16 protein-coding genes and 1 pseudogene are annotated in these 20,309 nt (G+C 67.0%); 9 read left to right on the top strand and 8 right to left on the bottom strand.

Annotated features, from left to right (window positions below; all coding sequences use genetic code 11):
* Positions 1-64 precede the first annotated feature (64 nt).
* Positions 65-931, top strand: a complete 867-nt coding sequence (locus A5697_RS07220) for a hypothetical protein (protein ID WP_068009274.1) — start codon at positions 65-67, stop codon at positions 929-931.
* A gap of 34 nt (positions 932-965) precedes the next feature.
* Here the strand turns inward: A5697_RS07220 and A5697_RS07215 are convergent, their stop codons facing one another.
* From A5697_RS07215 to A5697_RS07195, 5 genes are read right to left on the bottom strand one after another with little or no spacing between them, the layout of a single operon-like run.
* Entirely contained in the window at positions 966-2,891 is a 1,926-nt protein-coding gene (locus tag A5697_RS07215) for a glycosyltransferase (protein WP_068009272.1), read from the bottom strand.
* Positions 2,888-4,351, bottom strand: a complete 1,464-nt coding sequence (locus A5697_RS07210; protein ID WP_068009270.1) for a flippase — start codon at positions 4,349-4,351, stop codon at positions 2,888-2,890. Before A5697_RS07210 ends, A5697_RS07215 begins: the two co-directional genes overlap by 4 nt.
* 6 nt (positions 4,352-4,357) lie before the next feature.
* Entirely contained in the window at positions 4,358-5,944 is a 1,587-nt protein-coding gene (locus tag A5697_RS07205) for a sugar transferase (RefSeq protein ID WP_068009313.1), read from the bottom strand.
* Entirely contained in the window at positions 5,929-6,501 is a 573-nt protein-coding gene (locus A5697_RS07200; RefSeq protein WP_067944147.1) for a dTDP-4-dehydrorhamnose 3,5-epimerase family protein, read from the bottom strand. Before A5697_RS07200 ends, A5697_RS07205 begins: the two co-directional genes overlap by 16 nt.
* 46 nt (positions 6,502-6,547) lie before the next feature.
* Positions 6,548-7,759, bottom strand: coding sequence for a PPE family protein (locus tag A5697_RS07195; RefSeq protein WP_067944153.1), 1,212 nt, complete (start codon positions 7,757-7,759; stop codon positions 6,548-6,550).
* 707 nt (positions 7,760-8,466) lie between these two features.
* Here A5697_RS07195 and A5697_RS07190 point away from each other — a divergent pair.
* The 4 genes and pseudogenes from A5697_RS07190 (at position 8,467) to A5697_RS07175 (ending at position 13,154) form a co-directional block, all read left to right on the top strand.
* Positions 8,467-9,142, top strand: a pseudogene (locus A5697_RS07190) (TetR family transcriptional regulator).
* Positions 9,143-9,271: 129 nt separating this feature from the next.
* A complete protein-coding gene (locus A5697_RS07185; RefSeq protein WP_068009268.1) occupies positions 9,272-9,973 on the top strand; it encodes a TetR/AcrR family transcriptional regulator in 702 nt (233 codons plus the stop codon).
* 105 nt (positions 9,974-10,078) lie between these two features.
* Positions 10,079-12,076, top strand: coding sequence for a hypothetical protein (locus A5697_RS07180; RefSeq protein ID WP_068009206.1), 1,998 nt, complete (start codon positions 10,079-10,081; stop codon positions 12,074-12,076).
* 22 nt (positions 12,077-12,098) lie between these two features.
* On the top strand, positions 12,099-13,154 hold the full coding sequence (locus A5697_RS07175) for a polysaccharide deacetylase family protein (protein WP_068009310.1): 1,056 nt from the start codon (positions 12,099-12,101) through the stop codon (positions 13,152-13,154).
* A 4-nt stretch (positions 13,155-13,158) separates the two neighbouring features.
* Here A5697_RS07175 and A5697_RS07170 read toward each other — a convergent pair whose 3' ends face one another.
* From A5697_RS07170 to metG, 3 genes are all read right to left on the bottom strand, one after another.
* Positions 13,159-13,521, bottom strand: coding sequence for a PAS domain S-box protein (locus A5697_RS07170; RefSeq protein ID WP_067200408.1), 363 nt, complete (start codon positions 13,519-13,521; stop codon positions 13,159-13,161).
* Between the two features lie 167 nt (positions 13,522-13,688).
* Complete coding sequence (locus A5697_RS07165; protein ID WP_068009204.1) at positions 13,689-14,279, bottom strand: TetR/AcrR family transcriptional regulator; 591 nt, start codon at positions 14,277-14,279, stop codon at positions 13,689-13,691.
* A 108-nt stretch (positions 14,280-14,387) separates the two neighbouring features.
* Positions 14,388-15,929 (bottom strand): methionine--tRNA ligase, encoded by a 1,542-nt coding sequence (metG, locus tag A5697_RS07160; protein ID WP_068009203.1) that lies wholly within the window; start codon positions 15,927-15,929, stop codon positions 14,388-14,390.
* A 19-nt stretch (positions 15,930-15,948) separates the two neighbouring features.
* On the opposite strand from metG, the gene A5697_RS07155 reads away from it, so the two are divergent.
* From A5697_RS07155 to A5697_RS07140, 4 genes are all read left to right on the top strand, one after another.
* Positions 15,949-16,809 carry a TatD family hydrolase gene (locus A5697_RS07155; protein WP_068009199.1) on the top strand — a complete coding sequence of 287 codons (861 nt, stop codon included), beginning with the start codon at positions 15,949-15,951 and terminating at the stop codon, positions 16,807-16,809.
* A 166-nt stretch (positions 16,810-16,975) separates the two neighbouring features.
* The gene (locus tag A5697_RS07150; protein WP_197500945.1) at positions 16,976-18,103 is read left to right on the top strand and encodes a resuscitation-promoting factor; all 1,128 of its coding nucleotides are present in this window, start codon (positions 16,976-16,978) and stop codon (positions 18,101-18,103) included.
* Positions 18,067-19,020 (top strand): 16S rRNA (adenine(1518)-N(6)/adenine(1519)-N(6))-dimethyltransferase RsmA, encoded by a 954-nt coding sequence (gene rsmA / locus A5697_RS07145; RefSeq protein ID WP_068009307.1) that lies wholly within the window; start codon positions 18,067-18,069, stop codon positions 19,018-19,020. Before A5697_RS07150 ends, rsmA begins: the two co-directional genes overlap by 37 nt.
* Positions 19,021-19,081: 61 nt before the next feature.
* Complete coding sequence (locus A5697_RS07140) at positions 19,082-20,038, top strand: 4-(cytidine 5'-diphospho)-2-C-methyl-D-erythritol kinase (RefSeq protein WP_067944168.1); 957 nt, start codon at positions 19,082-19,084, stop codon at positions 20,036-20,038.
* Positions 20,039-20,309: the final 271 nt, after the last annotated feature.

Raw genomic sequence — 20,309 nt, 5'->3', positions numbered from 1 at the left:
GCAGCACCGCTATTCAGCGAATGCCGGGAATAGTCATGCGGGGCCGTGATAGCTTTGGTCTCCAATGGCCAAAAGCGCTACACCGCCGCCGAAAGAGACGCTCCGGCAGAAGGTCCGGCGCATTCTCGGCAGTGAAACGCGGGACCAGCTCAAGGATCTGATCCTTTTCGATCATTCCCAGTCGCTGAAGGCGAACCATCCCAACCCGCTCAATCGCGCGGGCAAAAAGTGTTTTTCGGCGACCGACGAGGACGGAATAACGCTGGAGATCCTGCGCCGCATCGGCCGGCTCGACGGCGGCGTCTTCGCGGAGTTCGGTGTCGGCGACGGGACCGAGAACAACACCCTGATCCTTGCGGCCCTGGGCTGGAAGGGCTTCTGGGTCGGGGGACAGGACCTGGCCGTGGCCCTCGAGGACCACCCGCGGTTCGCCTACGAGAAGGCGTGGATAACGGCGGACAATATCGTTGCGCTGGCCCGGTCCTGCCTGCGGAGGATCGACGCCACCCAGGTCGACGTGGTCTCCCTCGACCTGGACGGCAACGACATCTACCTGGTCGAGAAACTCCTGGCCGATGGCATCCGTCCCAAACTCTTCATCGTCGAATACAACGGGAAGTTCCCCCCGCCGGTGAAGTTTCAGATCGCCTACGACCCCGAGCACGTGTGGCAGTCCGACGACTATTTCGGGGCGTCGCTGAGCAGTTATGCCGAGCTGTTCGCCCGCTTCGACTACCGCCTGGTCTGTTGCAACTCCCACTCCGGTTCCGATGCGTTCTTCATCGACACCGCCCTGTCCGAGTGCTTCGCCGATGTGCCGACGGGCATCGAGCAGCTCTACGTGGAACCCAGGTATTTCCTGTACAGCGGGTTCGGGCAGCACAAGACGTCACCCCGCACGGTGGCCAGGATCCTCCGATACGAGCGGTAGGGCCTGGACGAAAGCCATTGCCCCCAGCGGGCGTTCACAGCACCGCATTGATCGCCTCGAGGTAGGCGTCGGTCATCGCCTCGACGGTGTAGTGCTTACGCATCCGTTCGAAGCCTCGCCGCCCGACCGGCGGCAACGCGTCCGGCTCCGCCAGGATCCGCGCGAGGCTCTCCCGCCACCCCGCCACCGACACCGGCTCGACCAGGAATCCCGCCCTGCCGAAATCGAGCATTTCCGGCACGGCGCAAATCGCCGACGCCGCAACGGGAACGGCCCGGGCCATCGCCTCGAGAATCACCAGCGGAAACGCCTCGGACCGGCTCGGGACACACAGCAGGTCCGCGTCCGCCAGCGCGGGCCCGGGCCCGGCTGACCATCCCCGCCACTGCACCCGATCGCGCAAGCCGGCCGGAGTAAGCGCCTGCAACCTCTCGCGATCCGGGCCGTCACCGAAAACCGAGAGCCGCCATGGCATATCGGGCAGCTCGCCGAGCGCCTCGATCAGTAGGTGCGGGTTCTTGTGCTCGACGATCCGCGAGAGCATGACCAGGTGCAGCGGCTCACCGGCAGTGCGAACCCGGGGCGCCGGGTCACCGGCGAGGGCGACGCCGTTGGGCGCAACGAAGTGCCGTCCCCACAACCGATGCTGGGCGACCAGCATGTCCCAATGCCGTTGGGCCAACACGATGAAGCCGTCGGCGCGGCGCATGGCGGCGGTCAGCGGCCGCGAGTAAATGGGCCGGTCCTGCTCGGGAGGGACATGCGGAGCCACCAACCAGCGCCGGCCGGCCGCGCCCGCACGCCACAGTGAGGCGAAGCCCGCCTCCGTGTTGGTGTCGGCGGTGATGAGCACCGCCGGGCCTTCGGGGATATCGACGACGGGCGCCCACCACGGCTGGCGCACCACGCGCACGGTGTCCGGAATCTCGGCGATCATTGGGCCGAACCGTTGCACGCAGACGATGGTGACCGAGTAACCCCGGCTATCCAACTCCGTTGCCAGCAAAGCCTTTTGCCTCTCGGCGCCGCCGTAGACCAGGCGGTTGGTGGTGATCACGATCGCGGGCAGGTCCTTGCGGCGGCCGCCGTGAAGGCTCCGCCGCGACCGCAGCAGGGTGGTACCGGCCAGGTACGCGTCGGCGTGGTGCACGCTGTGCTGATGCTCGAGCAGCAGCGCGGTATCGGCTCGCGCCAGATCCCGCTCGCGGCGGCCCTCGGCGGCGGTGCTCTCCTCGTCGCCGAGACCGGCACCCTCGACGCCGATCTCATCGGCCAGCAGCAGCCGCCAGCCCGCCGCGCGGGCGCGGGCCTGCCAGTCCGCCGCCGCTGCGACGCCGATGAACTCCTCGTCGAAGCCCCCGACGGTGTTCCACGCCGCGCGGTTGATCGCCAGGCAGGTGGGGTCCAATTCGCCGTCGACGCCCTCTGATTCGGGTGGTTGCCGGGCGTAGCGGCGTGAAAACGGTGAGCCCCGCCGCCTGCCCGCCGCCAGCTCGCGAACCAGGGTCCGGCGGCGGGTTGCGACGTCCCACGGCGCCCAGCCGGGCGTGGTGTCGCCCCGCGCCATCGGCGAAACCGCGGCCACCCGAGGTCCGCGCAGCAACTCGCGGGTGCGGGTGAGCGGTCCCAACAGGCGGACTCTGGCGTCCAGCAGCAGCAGATCCGCGTCGCTCGGGGCGTGCCCCACCAGCGCGTTGAAGGCCTCGGCGAAGCCAACTTTCGCCGCGCCCGACACCAAGTGGACCCACGGGTGCCGGGCCGCCACTTCCCTACAGACGCCGGTCGCGTAGACATAGACGGCCAGCCCGGGCAGTTGCTCGGCGACACCGGCGAGGCACCCCTCGAGCGTGTCGGGGCCGCACCCGGCCACGATCAGCACGGCAAGCGGCCGGACCGGTGGCAGCCCGGCCGCGCCGCCGACCGGGCCCTTCAGATATTGCCGGTCCAGTTCACGCTTCATGCCGCCAGCCGATTTCGGCGCAAGGAGGCAAGGTCCGACCAGCGCAGCGGGCCGGCGGCCGCGCTGGTGGCGAGGTAGACGACGGCGGCCACCGCGAGGACGAGAACCACGTGGTGACCCCGGAGCAACAGGGTCGCCGCGACGCTGGCTGCCGTCGGTATCAGCACCCGCAGCAAGAACGCCACGGGCGTACGGTAACCGCAGTGCCGGCGCAGCCACCAGCTGCTCACCGCCAGGTTGAAAAACTCCGTGCACACCAGCGCGATGCCGGGGCCGACGGCGCCGAGCCGGCCCGCGAGCGCGACGTTGAGCGCGACGTTGAGCACCAGGGTGGCGACCGTCAGCCAGAGCAACACCCGCTGATGATGGCTGGCGACCAAACCCTGGCCCAGCGTGCCGCTGATGAATCGCAGGGCCGCCGCCACGAACAGCAACGCCAGCGTCGGCGTCCCGCGGGCGACGAACCCCTTATCGCCGAACAACCCGATCAGCGGTCCGGCCAACAGCGCCCCGACCACCGCGACGGGGATCGCCACGAAGTACATCAACTCCACGCTGCGGCGCAGGAAGGCGGCGAACGCGGCGACGTCACGCGAGAACAGCTCGGTGGCCGTCGACAGCGTCGACTTGAGGAAGACCAGTGAGACCACAATGGTGTTGAACGCGATGGTGAAGGCCAGCCCGTACACGCCCACCTCGGAGTGGGTGCTCAGCAGGGACAGGATCACCCCGTCGGCGCGGCAGTACAGGAGTCCGACGACCAGAAACCCCATCAGCGGCAGGCTTTCCCGCAACAGATCCGCGGCCTCCCGGGGCGCGAAGATTGGGCGCACCGAAATGTGCCGCATCGCCGCGGTGCCCTGGATCACCAATTGCAGGGCGGGCGGGATCAGTTGCGCGACAGCGAACCAGACGACGTCCGCCCGCGCCGCGACCAAGCCGACGACCATGGCCAGCGCGGCCAGGCGCCCGGCGACGTCGGAGATGGCCACCGCCGAGAACCGGACGGTGGCCAAGAACACCGGCTCGAACCGCGTCGTCATGGTCTGCATCAGCAGCGCCCCGGACAGCACCACGAGCATCACTCGGACGTCGGCGTCGTGATAGATGAGCAAGCCGGAGCCGGCGGCCAACAACGCCAGCGGAACGCAATAGATCAGGGCCATGCCGCTGTTGACGCGCACCAGACGCTCGAGGTCGCCCTGGCCCGAGGTCACGCGGCGCACGATCACGGTCGCGATGCCGAGATCGGCCAGACTGGTCCACACGGCGATGAAGAGCACCGCGATGGAGAGTTGGCCGTAACGGCCCGGACCCAGGTAGCGCGCCGTCATCGCCACCGAGACCACCGAGGCCAGCATGCCCAGTGCCCGGCAGATGAGTTGAATCGAGAACGCGTGAGCCATCCGCGACAGCGGCACCGATGGGACGACCGCAGCAGGGGTCGTCGGCTCAGTCATGACTCCCTAGTATGCGCCGTGACTGGTGAGAACGGCCTTAATCGTCTTGGCGATGATCATCAGATCACCCGACATCGACCAGTTGTCGACATAGGAGAGGTCCAACCGCACCGACTCTTCCCAGGACAGGTCGGATCGGCCGCTCACTTGCCACAATCCGCTGACGCCCGGCTTCACCAGCAGCCGCCGCTTGACGTCACCGTCGTAGTTCTCGACTTCCCGCCGCAATGGCGGGCGCGGCCCGACGACGCTCATCTCGCCCTTGAGGACGTTGATGAACTGCGGCAGCTCGTCGATGCTGAACCTGCGCAGAATCCTGCCGACGGGAGTGACCCGTGGGTCCTGGCGCATCTTGAACAGCACGCCGCCTGCGCCTTCGTTCAGCTCCAAGAGGTGATCGATCTGTGTATCTGCGCCGTCGATCATGGTCCGAAACTTGAGCATTCTGAAGGGCTTACCGTCGATGCCGATCCGTTCGGATGGGTAGAACACCGGGCCCTTGCTGGTGAGCTTGACGGCGATCGCCGCCGCGATGAGGATGGGCGCCGTCCCGATGAGGGCCGCCAGCGAGAAGAGGAAATCGAAGACCTGCTTCTGAAAGCGCTGCGTCCCTTCGTATTGCGGCTTCTCGACATGCAGCAACGGCATGCCCGCCGTGGGACGCAGGGTCAACCGCGTCTCCGCCACGTCCATCACGCCGGGCGACACCACGACGTCGACGTCCATCGTCTCCAACTGCCACATCAGCTCTCGGATTCCGTGCATCCCAAAGTGGTCCGTCTGCGTGATCGCCACGGTGTCGGCGCCGCAGCGCTGAATCGCCGCCACCGCGTCGCTGACGTCACCGAGGATCGGCACCGCCCGGCCGCCGAGGGTGAGGGCATTGCCGCGCGGTCTACCGTAGCCGGGAATGCACACACCGACGACGGCGTAGCCGTCCAGCGGGTTGCGCGTCAGTTCATGGGTAAGGTGGGAAACCGCCTGGCGGTCCCCGATCGCCAGGACCGTCGTCTGGCATTGGCCGTTCGCGCGCATTTGGCGGATGTGCTTGCGCCACAGGCTGCGGCTCCCCAGCAAGCCCATGGTCCCGACGGGAAGCGCGATCGCGAGGTAACCGCGGGCCAGGTCGACCTTGGCGAGCAAGGTCACCATCGCGATGATTCCGAACGTCCAGAATGACGCGCTGCCGATCCGCCGGTACTCGTCGATGCCGGCACCGATGACTCGCGTTGAGCGCGTTTGGAATACCGCCAGCGATGACAGCCACAGCGCCGCGAACAGGAATGACAACATCGTCATCACTACGTCCGAGTAACCCGAGGTGTTGGCGATTTCACCGAATCGGACGTACTGCGCGAGCAACACCGACGCACACACGATCACGGTGTCGCTGATGCGCAGATGCTGCGAATACTGCTGCTGCCAGCGCCGGACGGCATTCCCCGCGGGGGAGGGCGCCGAAGCGGCGGTGACGGGTAAAGCGCTCGTTTGGTGGCGAGCCGACGGGATCATGCCGGCAGGCCTCCGGTTGTGCGGCCCTGGTTCGGCGTGCACGACATCCACCAATTCCCGGGTCATCAACGGCTTAGACATGACGCTGCCCTCTCGATTGGCGTGAAGGTCGGCGTTCGCGATGGCCAACTGGCGTCCCGCTCGGAGATGACCGTGACCGGCAGCGGCCAGACAATCCCGAATTCGGGGTCGTTCCAATGCAATCCCTGCTCGTCGGAGGGTGCCCGCTCACCGCTGACGTGGTAGCTGACTTCGGTGTCGTCGATCAGGGTTTGGAAGCCATGCGCGACAAACGGCGGCAGGAACAGCGCGCGGTAATTGTCCGCGCTTAACTCGACCATCACGTGGTCGCCGTAGGTCTGCGACCCGGGCCGGATGTCCACCGCCACGGCCGCGATGGCGCCGCGGGTGCAGCGGACCAGTTGGGTTTGGGCGTACGGCGGCACCCGATGGTGCAGGCCCCGCACGGTGCCACGGGTGTAGTTGAAGAAGATGTTCGTCTGGGTGACGTCGAAAGTCAGCCCGCGGCTGGCGAATTCGTCGGCGCAGAAGGTGCGGGAGGAGAAGCCGCGGTGATCACGTTGCGGTTCGAGGTCGATGATCGTCACGCCGGCGATCTGGGTGGGCGTGTACTTCACTTACCGCTCCTTCCGTAACGAGTGCTTGGTCGGTTGATGTGACGGCCTATGCGTATCCACCGGATGGCGGGCGCGTCATCACGGTCGGGATGACCCCATACCGGGGCCCGAGGTTCTTGCCGGACGCGGCGGCCAGGCGCGGCAGCGACCCCATGATGCTGGGCGGCGTGTTGGCGCCGGCGAGACTGATGGTCGGCAAAGCCGAGGCGGCACTGTGCGCCGCCGGGATCACGCTGGTCCAACTGGCGGGCACCGCCAGTGGGCCGAGCGAGGCTGCGCTGCCCAGGCTGCCGATCACGCCGGATCCGAGCGAGCCGATCGCGCCCGCGCCCGCGCTCGCCGCGCCCGCTGCCGCGCTCGCGGCCCCGGAGGCGGCAGCGCCCGCAGCGTTCGCGGCCGCCATCGCGCCGTTCGCCAAACCCTGGCCGGTCTGGGCCATGCCGAGGATGGAGGACATCCCGTACAGCGGGGTCGCTGCGGCCATGAAGTAGGTGGGAATGGCGCTGGGGACGCTGGACGCGAGGCTCGACATCAGCGACGAACTGGCCGAGTTGGTCACGGTGCTCGTGGCGCCGGTACCGGCGTCGGTGAGGGTGCTGGCGATCATCGGCGACGAGAGCCCGTGCAGGGCGTTGGGCACCGAGGACACCACGTTCGAGAGCGACGTATGGGTGGCCGTCAACGTTTCGGCCTGGGCGAGCGCGCTGCTCTGGCTGGCCACCCCCGCCGGGTTGGTGACGTCCGGCGGCGGGCTGAACGGGGTGACCTCGCACGCGGCGGCCGAGCCCGCGGCGTACGCGTACATGGCCGCGGCGTCCTGCGCCCACATCTCGCCGTATTCGGCCTCCGTGGCCGCGATCGCCGCCGAGTTCTGGCCGAAGAAGTTGGTGGCGATCAGCGTCGCGAGCTGGACCCGGTTAGCGGCGACCGCGGGCGGGGGAACGGTCATCGCGAAGGCGGCTTCGTAGATTTCGACGGCGAGCCTGGCTTGACCGGCCGCCTCGGCCGCCCGCGCGGCCGCCCCGGCGGTCCACGCCATGTAGGGCGCGAAGGCGGACGCCATGGTCAACGACGAGGGACCCATCCAGCGCCCGCTCGTCAATCCGGCGATCACCGACCGGTAACAGCTTGCCGCGGAATGCAATTCGGCGGCAAGGCCGTCCCAGGCCACCGAGGCGGCCATCAGCGATACGGGACCGGGACCGGCATACATCCGCGCGGAGTTGAACTCCGGGGGAAAGGCGCCGAAATCGATCACTTCACGCCCTGCCCTCAGCGGCCCGGCTCGCCGCACGCGAAGACGCGCTGACTCCGGCGGGAGGCAGGTCGGCTTCGGCCGTGGGCGCGCCGTACTGCAGCACCGGCATTCCGCAACCAAACATACTTAAAGTATCGAATAGGGCGATACCGCTAGCGAAGAGTATTTCGCCCGCGGCGGCGAAGGCACTTAGTCCTTTCCCTGGTGGTCCACCTGCTGACGCTGCCTGCGCACGTGGCCTCGTGGTCACGACCGGCATCTAACTTCTCCTCACAACCTGCAGGTGGCCCGGGGCCGGGCGTATTTGCTGTTCAAAAGCCTGAACCATGGGTTTGGGCCATCTCTGAACACAAACTGACAAACCGATAATAGCGTACAAACCATACTAATAGTCTGTAAAGATCGTGTGATCCGCACTACAGGTATTTGCGGGACCGTCAAGCCGGGCGTTTGTGGCTGCTAATCTCAGAAGTGGCCCAAGTACTGCCCGGGGGTGGCCGGTCGGTTTCGCTTCAGACCGCCTGAGAACCGAGGTGTATGCCCTGCTCATCAACCTGATGGCGATCGAACAGGTCAGGGTCGCAGCCCCCGACGAGGACACTTGCGTTGTCCGCCCCGACGCGGGAGGCCCCGGCATTCGTGTCGGGTTCACGCCTCCGCATGAGGGTCGCGTCTTCGCGGCCGATGAGAGCTGAGCTGGCATCCCGATGACGACCCACTCGACCGATGGACGCGCCGACGCGACGCGGCGGCAGATTCTGCGGGCTGCGTCCCATCAGTTCGCGCCGGCCCTATCACGACGTCGGGCTCGATGACATCCTGGCTGAGGCTCAGCTGACCAAGGGCGCGATGTATTTCCACTTCAAGTCGAAACACGCCCTGGCGGTGGAGCTCATCAACAAGCAGATCGCCGCGGCCACGGTAGCGGTGGAAGACCTGTTGACGAGGGGGCTTTCGGGTCTGGAAACCCTCATCGACTTCTCGTACCTGATCGCCGTTCAAGACATCAAGACGGATCTGGTCAGGGCCGGGCTGAATCTGATCGAATCGGTCGGGCAGCCCGAAGGTCTGCAGGACACGATGCTCGGCGGATGGGTGGAAGCCCTCTCGGCGGTCGTTCAGCAAGCCATAGACGAGGGCGACATCGGCGAGAACTGCGATCCCGACGACGTTGGCCGCCTGATGGTGGCCCTGCATATGGGGTTGCGGAAAACGAGCAATCTGGACGAGCCGGAAAGGTTCCTGCTCGACCTGGAGAAATGCTGGATGCTCATCCTGGGTGGCATCCTGCAGCCGGACCGAACCGATTACTTCCGCCAATTCCTAAGGCGGCGTGCGGCCCTCGCCGTCAACGCGAGTTCGACCGGAGAAGACTCGCCATAACGGCAGCCAGGCCGACCGGACGGCACGCTCGCGGTGGCCGCGGCTGCTAACCTTGGACGTCTTGGCGGTCGATGCGAGCCCAGAGTGACGACGTCCTCGCAGCCATCGCGGATCTGGAGGAGCAAAACGATGCCGCGCCAGGTCCGGTCCGAAGCCACTCGACGCAAGATTCTCGATGCCGCAATCGAGGTGTTCGGCGAAGTCGGATACGCGGCCGCCGGGTGGGGGGCGATCATCGAGCGGACGGGGATGACCAAGGGCGCCCTGTACCACCACTTTGATTCCAAGGAATCGCTGGCGTCGGACATCCTCAAGGAGGGCTCCGACGCTCTTCTCACCGCCTTCCGGAACGTGTGTGGGTCGTCATCGCCGGGGCTGGAGAACCTATTGCACGGCGCCTTCACCATCGTCGAAGTGCTGAATACGGACAAGACGGTTCGCACCGCTGAGCAATTGGCCTCTGCCTTAAGCGGATTGAACGAGGCCGCGGCGCGCTTCTACGCGGACCTGGCAGCGAAGATCGCCGAGGAGGCCAGGAGGGCGATCGGCGAGGGAGACCTTCGCAAGGATGTCGACCCCGAAGTGCTGTCCGAGTTCCTCGTCGGGGCGATGTTCGGAACGCGCTTGGTATCCAACGCGATAGCGCGCCATGACGCGAACAGGGGTACCGGTGTCGACATCTCCGGGCGCCTGCGGCAGATCTTGGAACTGCTGCTGCCCGGCACCGTGACGGAAGCGTCACTCCCGTACTTCCGGCAATTCCTCGGTCGCGAAATGATGCGCAACGCCCCGGCCGTCGCGGCCCGCACCGACGCCTCGACGGAGCCCTGACCGCCCTGGGCTCCGGGTGCCGAAGTTCGGGCCGGATGTGCCGCACCCTCTTTCGCGGTCCTCTAGCCGTTGATTCGGTAAGTGGGACTTGACGCGCATCCAACGATGCATACTGTTCCGGTGATGTACCCGAGACGTCTGGGCAAAGCGGTTGCGCTGGCCGCCGTGACCGGATTTTTGGTGATCAGCGCCCCGGCGTCGTGGGGTGCGCCCGGCGACCCGGCGACCGCGGCCGACTCGCCGACCCTGTCGCTGACCGACATTGGGTCCACCCCCACCCTGGAGTTCTGGGGTTTGACGAGCAGCCAGCAGCTGACCGTGCCTGTGCTGCACGGGCTGACACCGACGGCGGTGAACACCACCGTCGAGCTGCCCATCAACTTGCGGTCCGGGTTGATCACCGTGACGCAGGGCGAGCGCACCATCGCCCGACTGAATCTGCCCTCCGCCGATCAATCGCCGCTCGTCATTCCGTTGGCCGGAGCGGAAGTCAATGACAACTGGTTGACGGTGACGCTGCGTTCCTACCTGGTGCCGCTCGACGGGTACTGCTTGTACCCGGAGAGCCCGCTTCGCCTGACCAACGGGTCGGTCACCTACACCGGGGTTGAACTGCCGCCCACCACGGTGGCCCATTTCCTGCCCCCGGTGCTGCGGAAGCTATCCATCTTTCTGCCGCAATCTCCGTCCGCTAACGAGGCCGACACCGCCGTTCAACTGGCCGCCTCCGTGGCCAGTCACTACGGCAGGCAGACCCCGGAGATATCCGTGACGCCGTTGGCCGAAGGACAGGCGGCACCGCCGACGCCGCCGCAAGCGCTGGAACGTCAGATTGTCGTCAAAGAGGGCCCCGACAACGGGCTTTCCCTGCAGGGCGCCGCCGGTGTGCCGTGGCTATTGATGTCGGGACCGCTCGGCCAGTCCGACGAATCGAACACTGCCGTGCTGTTCAACGACGTGTCTCAGCTGGCCCTGTCGTCCAAGGCGGCGGTGGAACAACTGAAGCCCAGCTTGCAGCGGCCCGGCGACAGCGTCGCGCTGCGCGAGTTGGGGCAGCCGGTCGTCAACGCCACGTCACTGCAACCGCGAGTGTCGATCGGATTGGACCAGACCAGGTTCGGCAGATCCGTGCACGACCTGCGCGTGCATCTGCAGGGCTCCTACACGCCGACTCCGGGCAATATCGCCGGCCAGATCACCGTGGCGGTCGGTCCGGAGACCATCGACCACTGGCCGACCGACGGCCATGGCACCATCGACCGCTGGGTCGACGTGCCGGACCGACTCCTGCAGCGGTACACCAGCCTTGACCTGGTTCTCGACGTCGCGGCGAACGTCGGACATTGCGGAGACTTCTACACTGCGGGGCCCGGCAATCAGCTCCTCACGTTGAACATCAACGGCGACAGCACGATACAGAGCACCCCCGCAGCGCCACCGGTGCCGGACGGGTTTCAATCGGTGCCACAGTCGTTGATGCCCCGGGTGCAGGTGGGCATCGAGCCGCACTCGTTGATCGACGCCGTACGGGCGATCAACCTCGTGGTGGGCCTGCAGCGAATAAGCTCCGTCCCGCTCTACACGACGGTCACGAGTGTGCAGCAGGCGATCGACTCGTCGGATCCCGCGATATTGATTTCTGCCGACGGGTGGAACCACTCCAATGTCGTGCTGCCGGTGTCCGCGGGACCCAGCGGGCCGATCACCGTCAACGCCATCCAATCCGACGGTAAACCGGCCAAGCTCGCGCTGGACCCCAACCTTCGGTTCGCCTCTCTCCAAACGGTTTTCGACCGGGGTAGGTCCCTGTTGGTGGCCACGTCGAACGGCGCACCGGCACAGCTCGACGAGCTGCTTCGGTGGCTCAACGCCGATAACAAGCGTTGGCAACGCCTCAAGGGCGTGGCCGTGGTGTCCGCACCGGGGGGACAGGACCCGGTCGCCGTCGAACACTCACCCGTGGCCGGTCCGGCCGCGGGGTCGCAGAGCCACTCCGATCTCGGCTGGCTGTGGTGGTTCGGCGCAGGCTGGATCGCAGTAGCCATAGTCGGTGTAGGTGTGATCGTGTGGCGCACCAGGCGCGAATCATGGCGGCGCCGCTAGCATTTGGCGCCTGATGTCACGACTGAGAGACTTGGCGGCCCGCCCGGCCCTCAAGAACGTCGTGGCAAAACTTCTCTGCGCCGCCGGCGTGCCGGCGTTCGCGCGGCGGCGGCACCGGGATGTGGTCGCCATCGTGATGTTCCATGGAGTCGAAGACGAACCGCTTACACCGGTCTGCCGGCACGTGCTCGGCTCGGCGTTATACCGCCGTCAATTGGAGTACATCCGTAGGCATTTCAACGTTCTTCCGCTTGAGGAGGCGCTCGATCGGCTCGCCGGGGGCACGTTGCCGCCGCGCGCACTGGCGATCACCTTCGACGACGGCACCCGCAACCTCGCCACGCACGCGGTCCCGGTGCTGCGCGAGCTGGGACTGCCCGCGGCGGTGTTCTTGGCGACCGGCCCGATGGACAGCGGCGAAACCTTGTGGCCTGACCGGCTTTGGCTCGCGATCGCCCGCACCGCGGCTAACGAGATCGACCTTGCCGCGTTGGGACGCGGAGTTTGCTCGCTCGACGGCAGCGGCAACCGCGGCAAGGCCTACGCCGTCGCGGTTGAGGGTTTGAAAAACTTGCCCGATGCGGACCGCATCGCCGTCCTGGACGGGATTCTCGGCGCACTGGGGTACCGCGACGACGGCGACGGAGGTCCGTTCCGGGTGCTCAGCTGGGACGAAGCCCGGGCCATGGTCGTCGACGGGCTGGTGACGCTGCATCCACACTCGGTGACCCACCCGATCCTGGCCCGCTGCGACGACGACAAGGTCGAGCGCGAGATCGCCGCTTCCTGCGCGACGCTCGAACGCGAGACTGGTTCTTTAGCAAGTGTTTTCGCGTACCCCAACGGCCGACCGCAGGATTTCGACAACCGGGCCAAGGACGCGCTGCGTCGCCGCGGCATCCGCTGGGCGTTGTCCACTACGGCGGGCTTCGCGGATCGCCATTGCGACCCGCTGGCGTTGCCGCGCCTGGCAGTGGCCGGTGACGCGTCGTTCAGCCACTTCCGGCTGATGGTCTCCGGCGGCCTGCCGCGCCGCTATCGGAGACGGTGCGAGACGGCCGCGGCAATCGGCCGCTGAGGGGCTAGCGGTCTTCTTGCCACAGCTGCTCGGTCAGATCCTGGAAAGCCGCGAGCACGAATTGGTCGTCGGCTCGCATCGCTGCCGACTTGCTCATCAGGGCTCGCACGACCGAGCCGTCCTTGTGCGCCAGTTCGACGACCATGTTCGCCAGGGAATGAACGACCGATAACAACGATTCCGAGGCCGGCGCCTGATGGAAGATCTGATGGAACCGGAGTGACAAGACCTCCTCGGGCTCGTAGCCCATCATCTCGGCGAACGCGGCGTTGGAAAACAGGATGGCGCCGTCATGTTCGATGGCCAGCACGGGAATTGGGATCCGCTCGAGCACCACGAGTGCCGGCAGCTGCTTCAAGGTCGTCATCGGCGAATCCCCATGTTGCCGATTACGTCGTCGCTCCACCGGCCGATTATGGCGCATAACATAGGCTATACACGAGGTCTTCGCTCAGATGAGCACGCCGAACGTGGCGGCGCCTTCCCTTTTCGCACTCGATTCGGTTTCGCGGCGCCTTCCCCGAAGCGGCCGACTCACCTCGTCGGGGCGGGGGCGCCGCAGAATCCGCTGATCAGCATGTCGACGCGGGCGGGGTGCTGGTCCGGGCGCAACCGGCCGCTGCGGTCGAGGGTGACCAGGCCGTGCAGTGCGGCCCACACCACCTCGGTCAGCGTGTCGGGATCCCGTTGGCCCGCGACCGTGTCGACGGCCGCGCGGAGTTCGGCGAAGGCCGCGGCCAGCTCGGCAGGGGTGTCCGCGGTGGCGAACTGCAACGTTGTCCTGCGGGTGAACATCGCGTCGAACAGCGCGGGGTTCTCCCGGGCGAACCCGATAAACGCCTGAGCGACTCGGTCCAGGGCGTCCCGGCCGTCGGTGGCACCGTGGCGCGCGGTGCGCAGCGCCTCCGCGAGTTCGCCGAATCCCTCGACGGCGACCGACGCCGCGATGTCTTCCATGCCCGAGAAGTGTTTGTAGAGCACCGGTTGGCTGTATTCGATCTCGGCGGACAGCCGACGGGTGGTAACGGCGTCCCAACCTTCTTGTTCGGCCAGCCTGCGCGCCGTGGCGGTGATCAGCCGACGACGGGCGGCGCGGTCGCGGGCGCGGCGATCCTCAATGGCCACCCCGTCATATTAGCGCCGATACAAATAATAGCAACGCTATTGACATGATCGAGATCGGCGCGAATATGACCGACGCCAACGGCGTGTCACCGTTCGCTTCGCGGGCGGCTAGTCGACTTGGTAGCGGGGGAAGACGCCGGTCGGCACCGGCAGCGCGGTGCCGGGCACCAGCCTCGTGCCGATGGCGTCGAAGCTGCGCTGCTCGGGCGGTTGCCCGAGCAGGTCGAGTAGCTTGCTCGCCGAGCCGGGCATCACCGGCTGAATCAACAGCGCCGCAATGCGAACCGCTTCGCACGTGGTGTAAAGCACCGTCGCGAATCGCTTCTGGTCTGCTTCCGACTCGCTCTTGCGCAGCACCCACGGCTGCTGAGCCGAGAAGTATCTGTTGGCCGCGCCCAGCATCAGCCAGATCGCCTCCAGCGCCAGATGCATTGCCTGACTGTCGAATTCGGCGCGCACACGCTCGAGCAGGCCGTCGGCGACGTCGAGCAGTTCGGTGTCCTCGGCGGTGAATTCGCCGGGGGTCGGCACCACTGAGTCCAGGTTCTTGGCCACCATGGACAACGACCGCTGGGCCAGATTGCCCAGCTCATTGGCCAGATCGGTGTTGATCCGGGTGATGATCGCGTCTTCGCTGTAGCTGCCGTCCTGGCCGAACGGGACCTCCCGCAACAGGAAGTAGCGGAGTTGGTCCACGCCGAAGGTGTCGATCAGGGCAACGGGGTCCACGATGTTGCCCACCGATTTGCTCATCTTCTCGCCACGGTTGAGCAGGAAGCCGTGCGCGAAAACCCTTCGCGGCAACTCGATCCCGGCCGACATCAGAAACGCCGGCCAATAGACGGTGTGGAACCGGATGATGTCCTTGCCGATCATGTGCAGATCCGCCGGCCAGTAGCGGCGGAACAGCTCCGACTCGGTGTCGGGGTAGCCCACCCCGGTCAGGTAATTGGTCAGCGCGTCGACCCAGACATACATGACGTGGTCGGGATGATCGGGTACCTTCACGCCCCAGTCGAATGAGGTGCGCGAGATCGACAGGTCGCGCAGGCCGCCGGAGACGAAACTCACCACCTCGTTGCGCCGTACCTCGGGCGCAATGAAATCCGGGTTGGCGTCATAGTGGGCCAACAGTTTGTCGGCATACGCCGACAACCGGAAGAAGTAGGTCTGCTCCTCGGTCCAGGTCACCGGCGTGCCGGTCTCGACGGCGACGCGCGTCCCGTCGACAAGCGCGGTCTCGGATTCGACGAAGAAACGCTCGTCGCGCACGGAGTACCAACCGGAATAGCTGTCCAGGTAGATGTCGCCCGCCGCCTCCATCCGCTGCCAGATCGCCTTGGAGGCTTCGTGATGGTCGGCGTCCGTGGTCCGGATGAACCGGTCGAAGGAGATGTTCAGCTTCTCCTGCAACCGTTGGAACACATCGGAGTTACGCCGGGCCAGCTCGGCGGTCGGTACGCCTTCCGCGGCTGCCGTCTCGACCATTTTGAGGCCGTGCTCGTCGGTGCCGGTCAGGAAACGCACGTCGAAGCCGTCGAGCCGCTTGAACCGGGCGATGGCGTCGGTGGCGATGTACTCGTAGGCATGCCCGACGTGCGGATCGCCGTTGGGGTAGGTGATCGCGGTCGTGACGTAGAAGGGCCTCATCGAGAGTCCACCTTATTGTGTGCCGGTGAGCTCCAAACCCCGAGAACGCCGAGAACGAGAAGCCCCGCCCGCGCCGGAACCGCTGGCCCCCCTGGTCGACGCCCACACCCACCTCGACGCCTGCGGTGCGCGGGACGCCGAGGACGTGCGCGCCATCGTGGAACGCGCCGCGGCGGTCGGGGTGGAGGCGGTGGTCACGATCGCCGACGATTTGGACTCGGCGCGGTGGGTGACGCGGGCCGCCGAATGGGATCCGCGGGTGTATGCCGCGGTGGCGCTGCATCCGACACGCGCCGCTGCGCTGGACGAGGGCACACGCGTCGAGATCGAGCGGCTGGTGGCGCATCCCAGGGTGGTGGCCGTCGGCGAGACCGGCCTGGACCTTTATTGGCCCGGGCGCCTCGACGGCTGCGCGGCGCCGGAGACCCAGCGGGAAGCCTTCGCCTGGCACATCGACCTGGCCAAGCGGTGCGGGAAACCGCTGATGATCCACAACCGGGACGCCGACGCCGAGGTGCTGGACGTGCTGGCGGCCGAAGGCGCCCCCGACGCCGTGATCTTCCACTGCTTCTCGTCGGATGCCGCGATGGCCCGCCGGTGCGTGGACGCCGGATGGTTTCTCAGCCTGTCCGGGACGGCGAGCTTCCACAACGCCCGCGACCTGCGGGAAGCCGTCCCGCTGATACCGCTGGAGCAGCTGCTGGTGGAAACCGATGCGCCGTTCCTGACGCCGCACCCCTACCGCGGGTCGCCGAACGAGCCGTACTGCCTTCCTTATACTGTGCGAGCGGTCGCAGAACTGGTCGGTCGTCCAGCCGAAGAGCTGGCACAGGCCACCACGAACAACGCTCGGCGGGTCTACGGACTGGCTCACGGCTAAGACGCCGAACCTGGCGATTCCGTAAACAAACTCGCGCCGGAGTTGCTCAACATTGGCCGGTTCGTTACCGTCTTGTGATCGAAAGGGTGGGGCCTACGGGCCCTTATTTGTCGCTTGGTGCTGATTAGGTCGTTGGAGTGCTTGCTGTGGTCGGGATAGACGCGCGTTGACTGTATTAACAAAACTTCATCAGACCCCATCTCCGATGTTGCGGCTTGTTGTCGGAGGACTGTTAGTAGTTCTGGCGTTCGCCGGTGGGTACGCGGTCTCCGCGGTTAAGACCGTGACGCTGACCGTCGACGGCATCGCGATGCGGGTGACGACCATGAAGGCGCGGGTCATCGACATCGTCCAGGAGAACGGCTTCGCCGTCGACGAGCGCGACGACCTGTACCCCGCCGGAGACGTCAAGGTGCACGACGCCGCCAACATCGTGCTCCGCCGCAGCCGGCCGCTGCAGATCTCGCTGGACGGCCACGACACCAAGCAGGTGTGGACGACGGCGTCGACCGTCGACGAGGCGCTGGCCCAACTCGCCATGACCGACACGGCCCCCGCCGCGGCCTCCCGCGGTAGCCGGGTCCCGCTGGCCGGGATGGCGCTGCCCGTCGTCAGCGCGAAGACGGTTCGCATCAACGACGCCGGCGCGACCCGCACGGTCCACCTGCCGGCACCGAACGTCGGGGGGCTGCTCAGCGCCGCCGGCGCGCCCCTCCTCGAGGGCGATCAGGCGGTACCCAACGCGGCTTCGCCCATCGTCGACGGCATGGAGATCCAGGTGACGCGTAACCGGATCCAGCGGGTCACCGAGCGGATGCCGTTGCCGCCCAATGCCCGTCGGGTCGAGGACCCAGACATGAACATGAGCCGCCAGGTGGTCGAAGACCCGGGAGCCCCGGGCACCCAGGACGTCACGTTCGCGGTGGCCACGGTCAACGGGGTCGAGACCGGCCGGTTGCCGATCGCCAATACCGTGATCACGCCGGCCCGTGAGGCCGTGGTGCGGGTGGGTACGCGGCCCGGCACCGATGTGCCACCGGTCACCAACGGATCCATCTGGGACGCGATCGCGGGCTGCGAGGCCGGCGGGAACTGGGCGATCAACACCGGCAACGGCTACTACGGTGGCGTCCAGTTCGACCAGGGCACGTGGGAGCGCAACGGTGGGCTGCGATTCGCTTCGCGCGCCGACCTGGCCACCCGCGAAGAACAGATCGCGATCGCCGAGGTCACCCGAGAGCGTCAGGGTTGGGGCGCCTGGCCGGTGTGCAGCGGAAGAGCTGGTGCCAACTGACCATCCGGCTGCTCGGTCGCACCGAGATCAGGCGGCTTGCCAAAGAACTTGACCTTCGGCCACGGAAATCGCTCGGGCAGAACTTCGTTCACGACGCCAACACGGTCCGCCGGATCGTCGCGACTTCCGGGATAGGCCGTTCCGACCACGTCCTCGAGGTGGGCCCCGGACTGGGCTCACTCACGTTGGCCCTGCTCGACCGCGGCGCCATCGTCACCGCCGTCGAGATAGACCCGGTGCTGGCCGAGCGGTTGCCGCAAACCGTCGCCGAGCATTCGCGCAGCGAGATCAACCGGCTCACCGTGCTCAACCGCGACGTCCTGACCCTTCGGCATGACGAGCTGGCCGCCCAGCCCAACGCGGTCGTCGCCAACCTCCCCTACAACGTCGCGGTGCCCGCGATTTTGCATCTGCTCGCCGAATTCCCGTCCATTCAGACCGTGACCGTCATGGTGCAGGCGGAGGTGGCCGAACGGCTGGCCGCCGAACCGGGCGGCAAGGAGTACGGCGTCCCGAGCGTGAAGGTCCGGTTCTTCGGCGCGGTTCGGCGGTGCGGCATGGTGTCGCCGACGGTCTTCTGGCCGATCCCGCGCGTCTATTCCGGGCTGGTTCGCATCGACCGCCATGCCGCCCCGCGGTGGCCCACCGACGAAGCCTTCCGGCGTCAGGTATTCCAGCTGGTGGACATCGCGTTCGCGCAGCGGCGCAAGACGGCTCGCAACGCGTTCGCGGAGTGGGCCGGCTCGGGCAACGAGTCGGCGAACCGGCTGTTGGCCGCCAGCATCGACCCGTCCCGTCGCGGTGAGACGCTGTCCATTGAGGACTTTGTGCGGCTGTTGCGGCGATCGGCCGACCCGGCCGGCACCACCGTCACCTCCGGGCCGCCCGCGGCCGAACAGCAGCCTTCCCCGAGCTGACTGTGGTTTCTTCGGGGCGCCGCTGCGTGTAGTTGACCGGCGGCAGCGATAGTCTGCTGCGGTGTCCGCATCTGACGGCAATACCGCCGCCCAGTGGGTGCCCACCGGGTCGGTCACCGTTCGGGTGCCCGGAAAGGTCAACCTCTATCTGGCGGTCGGCGACCGCCGGGAGGACGGCTATCACGAGCTCACCACCGTTTTCCAGGCCGTCTCCCTGCTCGACGAGGTGACGGTCCGCAACGCCGACGTGCTGTCGCTCGAGCTCGTCGGCGAGGGCGCCGACACGCTGCCCACCGACGAACGCAACCTCGCCTGGCAGGCCGCCGAACTGATGGCCGAACACGTCGGCCGGGCGCCCGACGTCTCGATCATGATCGACAAATCCATCCCGGTGGCCGGCGGGATGGCCGGCGGCAGCGCCGACGCCGCCGCGGTGCTGGTCGCCATGAACTCGCTGTGGGAGCTCAACGTGCCCCGGCGCGACCTGCGCATGCTCGCCGCACGCCTGGGTAGCGACGTGCCCTTCGCCCTGCACGGCGGCACCGCACTGGGCACCGGCCGCGGCGAGGAGTTGGCCACTGTGTTGTCGCGCAACACCTTCCACTGGGTGTTGGCGTTCGCCGACGGTGAGTTGCTGACGCCGGCGGTGTTCGTCGAGCTGGACCGGCTCCGCGAAGCGGGGGACCCGCCGCGGCTCGCCGGCCCGGGCCCGGTGCTGGCGGCCTTGGCCGCGGGCGACCCGGAACAGCTGGCGTCGCTGCTGGGCAACGAGATGCAGGCGGCCGCCGTGAGCCTGAATCCGAAGCTGCGCCGAACCCTGCGAGCCGGGGTCGAGGCCGGTGCGCTGGCGGGCATCGTGTCCGGGTCGGGCCCGACATGCGCCTTCTTGTGCCCCTCGGCCGCCTCGGCGGTCGACGTGGGCGCCCAGGTGTCCGGGGCGGGTGTCTGCCGGACGGTACGGGTAGCCACCGGGCCGGTGGCGGGGGCGCGTGTGGTGCCGACGCCCACCGAAGTGTGAAAAGCACCCCAAAAACCGCATTCGTTTGGGCTGTTCCCTAAGAGGAGTTTAAGATATGCGCGGTGACGAGTCGCGCTGAGCAAGATCACACATTTCTGTCGTCCGCCGGGGTCTCCGGCGGGCGACTGATGCTTCGGGCCCGCCGGCGGTTCTCGGGCCCGCTTCGCGCTCATCGGCCGGCCGAATGGCAGGTAGCCGACTCATCGCCGATTCGAGACCTAACCGCCGCCCGACTGTGTTTGCGCGCCTGTTCCGAAGCGTTACCCAGTGG

It is taken from the genome of Mycobacterium sp. E3251 (assembly GCF_001666835.1).
In the GTDB taxonomy this organism is placed as follows: Bacteria; Actinomycetota; Actinomycetes; order Mycobacteriales; family Mycobacteriaceae; genus Mycobacterium.
Note: the sequence above shows the minus strand (reverse complement) of the source record. Positions and strands in the feature narration are given on the sequence as shown.

Excerpts from the sequence above, each read along its gene's own strand:
- A5697_RS07220 (WP_068009274.1), top strand. The coding sequence starts at position 65 with ATGGCCAAAAGCGCTACACCGCCGCCGAAAGAGACGCTCCGGCAGAAG.
- A5697_RS07180 (WP_068009206.1), top strand. The coding sequence starts at position 10,079 with ATGCATACTGTTCCGGTGATGTACCCGAGACGTCTGGGCAAAGCGGTT.
- A5697_RS07210 (WP_068009270.1), bottom strand. The coding sequence starts at position 4,351 with ATGACTGAGCCGACGACCCCTGCTGCGGTCGTCCCATCGGTGCCGCTG.
- A5697_RS07205 (WP_068009313.1), bottom strand. The coding sequence starts at position 5,944 with ATGTCTAAGCCGTTGATGACCCGGGAATTGGTGGATGTCGTGCACGCC.
- metG (WP_068009203.1), bottom strand. The coding sequence starts at position 15,929 with ATGAGGCCCTTCTACGTCACGACCGCGATCACCTACCCCAACGGCGAT.
- A5697_RS07185 (WP_068009268.1), top strand. The coding sequence starts at position 9,272 with ATGCCGCGCCAGGTCCGGTCCGAAGCCACTCGACGCAAGATTCTCGAT.
- A5697_RS07170 (WP_067200408.1), bottom strand. The coding sequence starts at position 13,521 with ATGACGACCTTGAAGCAGCTGCCGGCACTCGTGGTGCTCGAGCGGATC.
- A5697_RS07215 (WP_068009272.1), bottom strand. The coding sequence starts at position 2,891 with ATGAAGCGTGAACTGGACCGGCAATATCTGAAGGGCCCGGTCGGCGGC.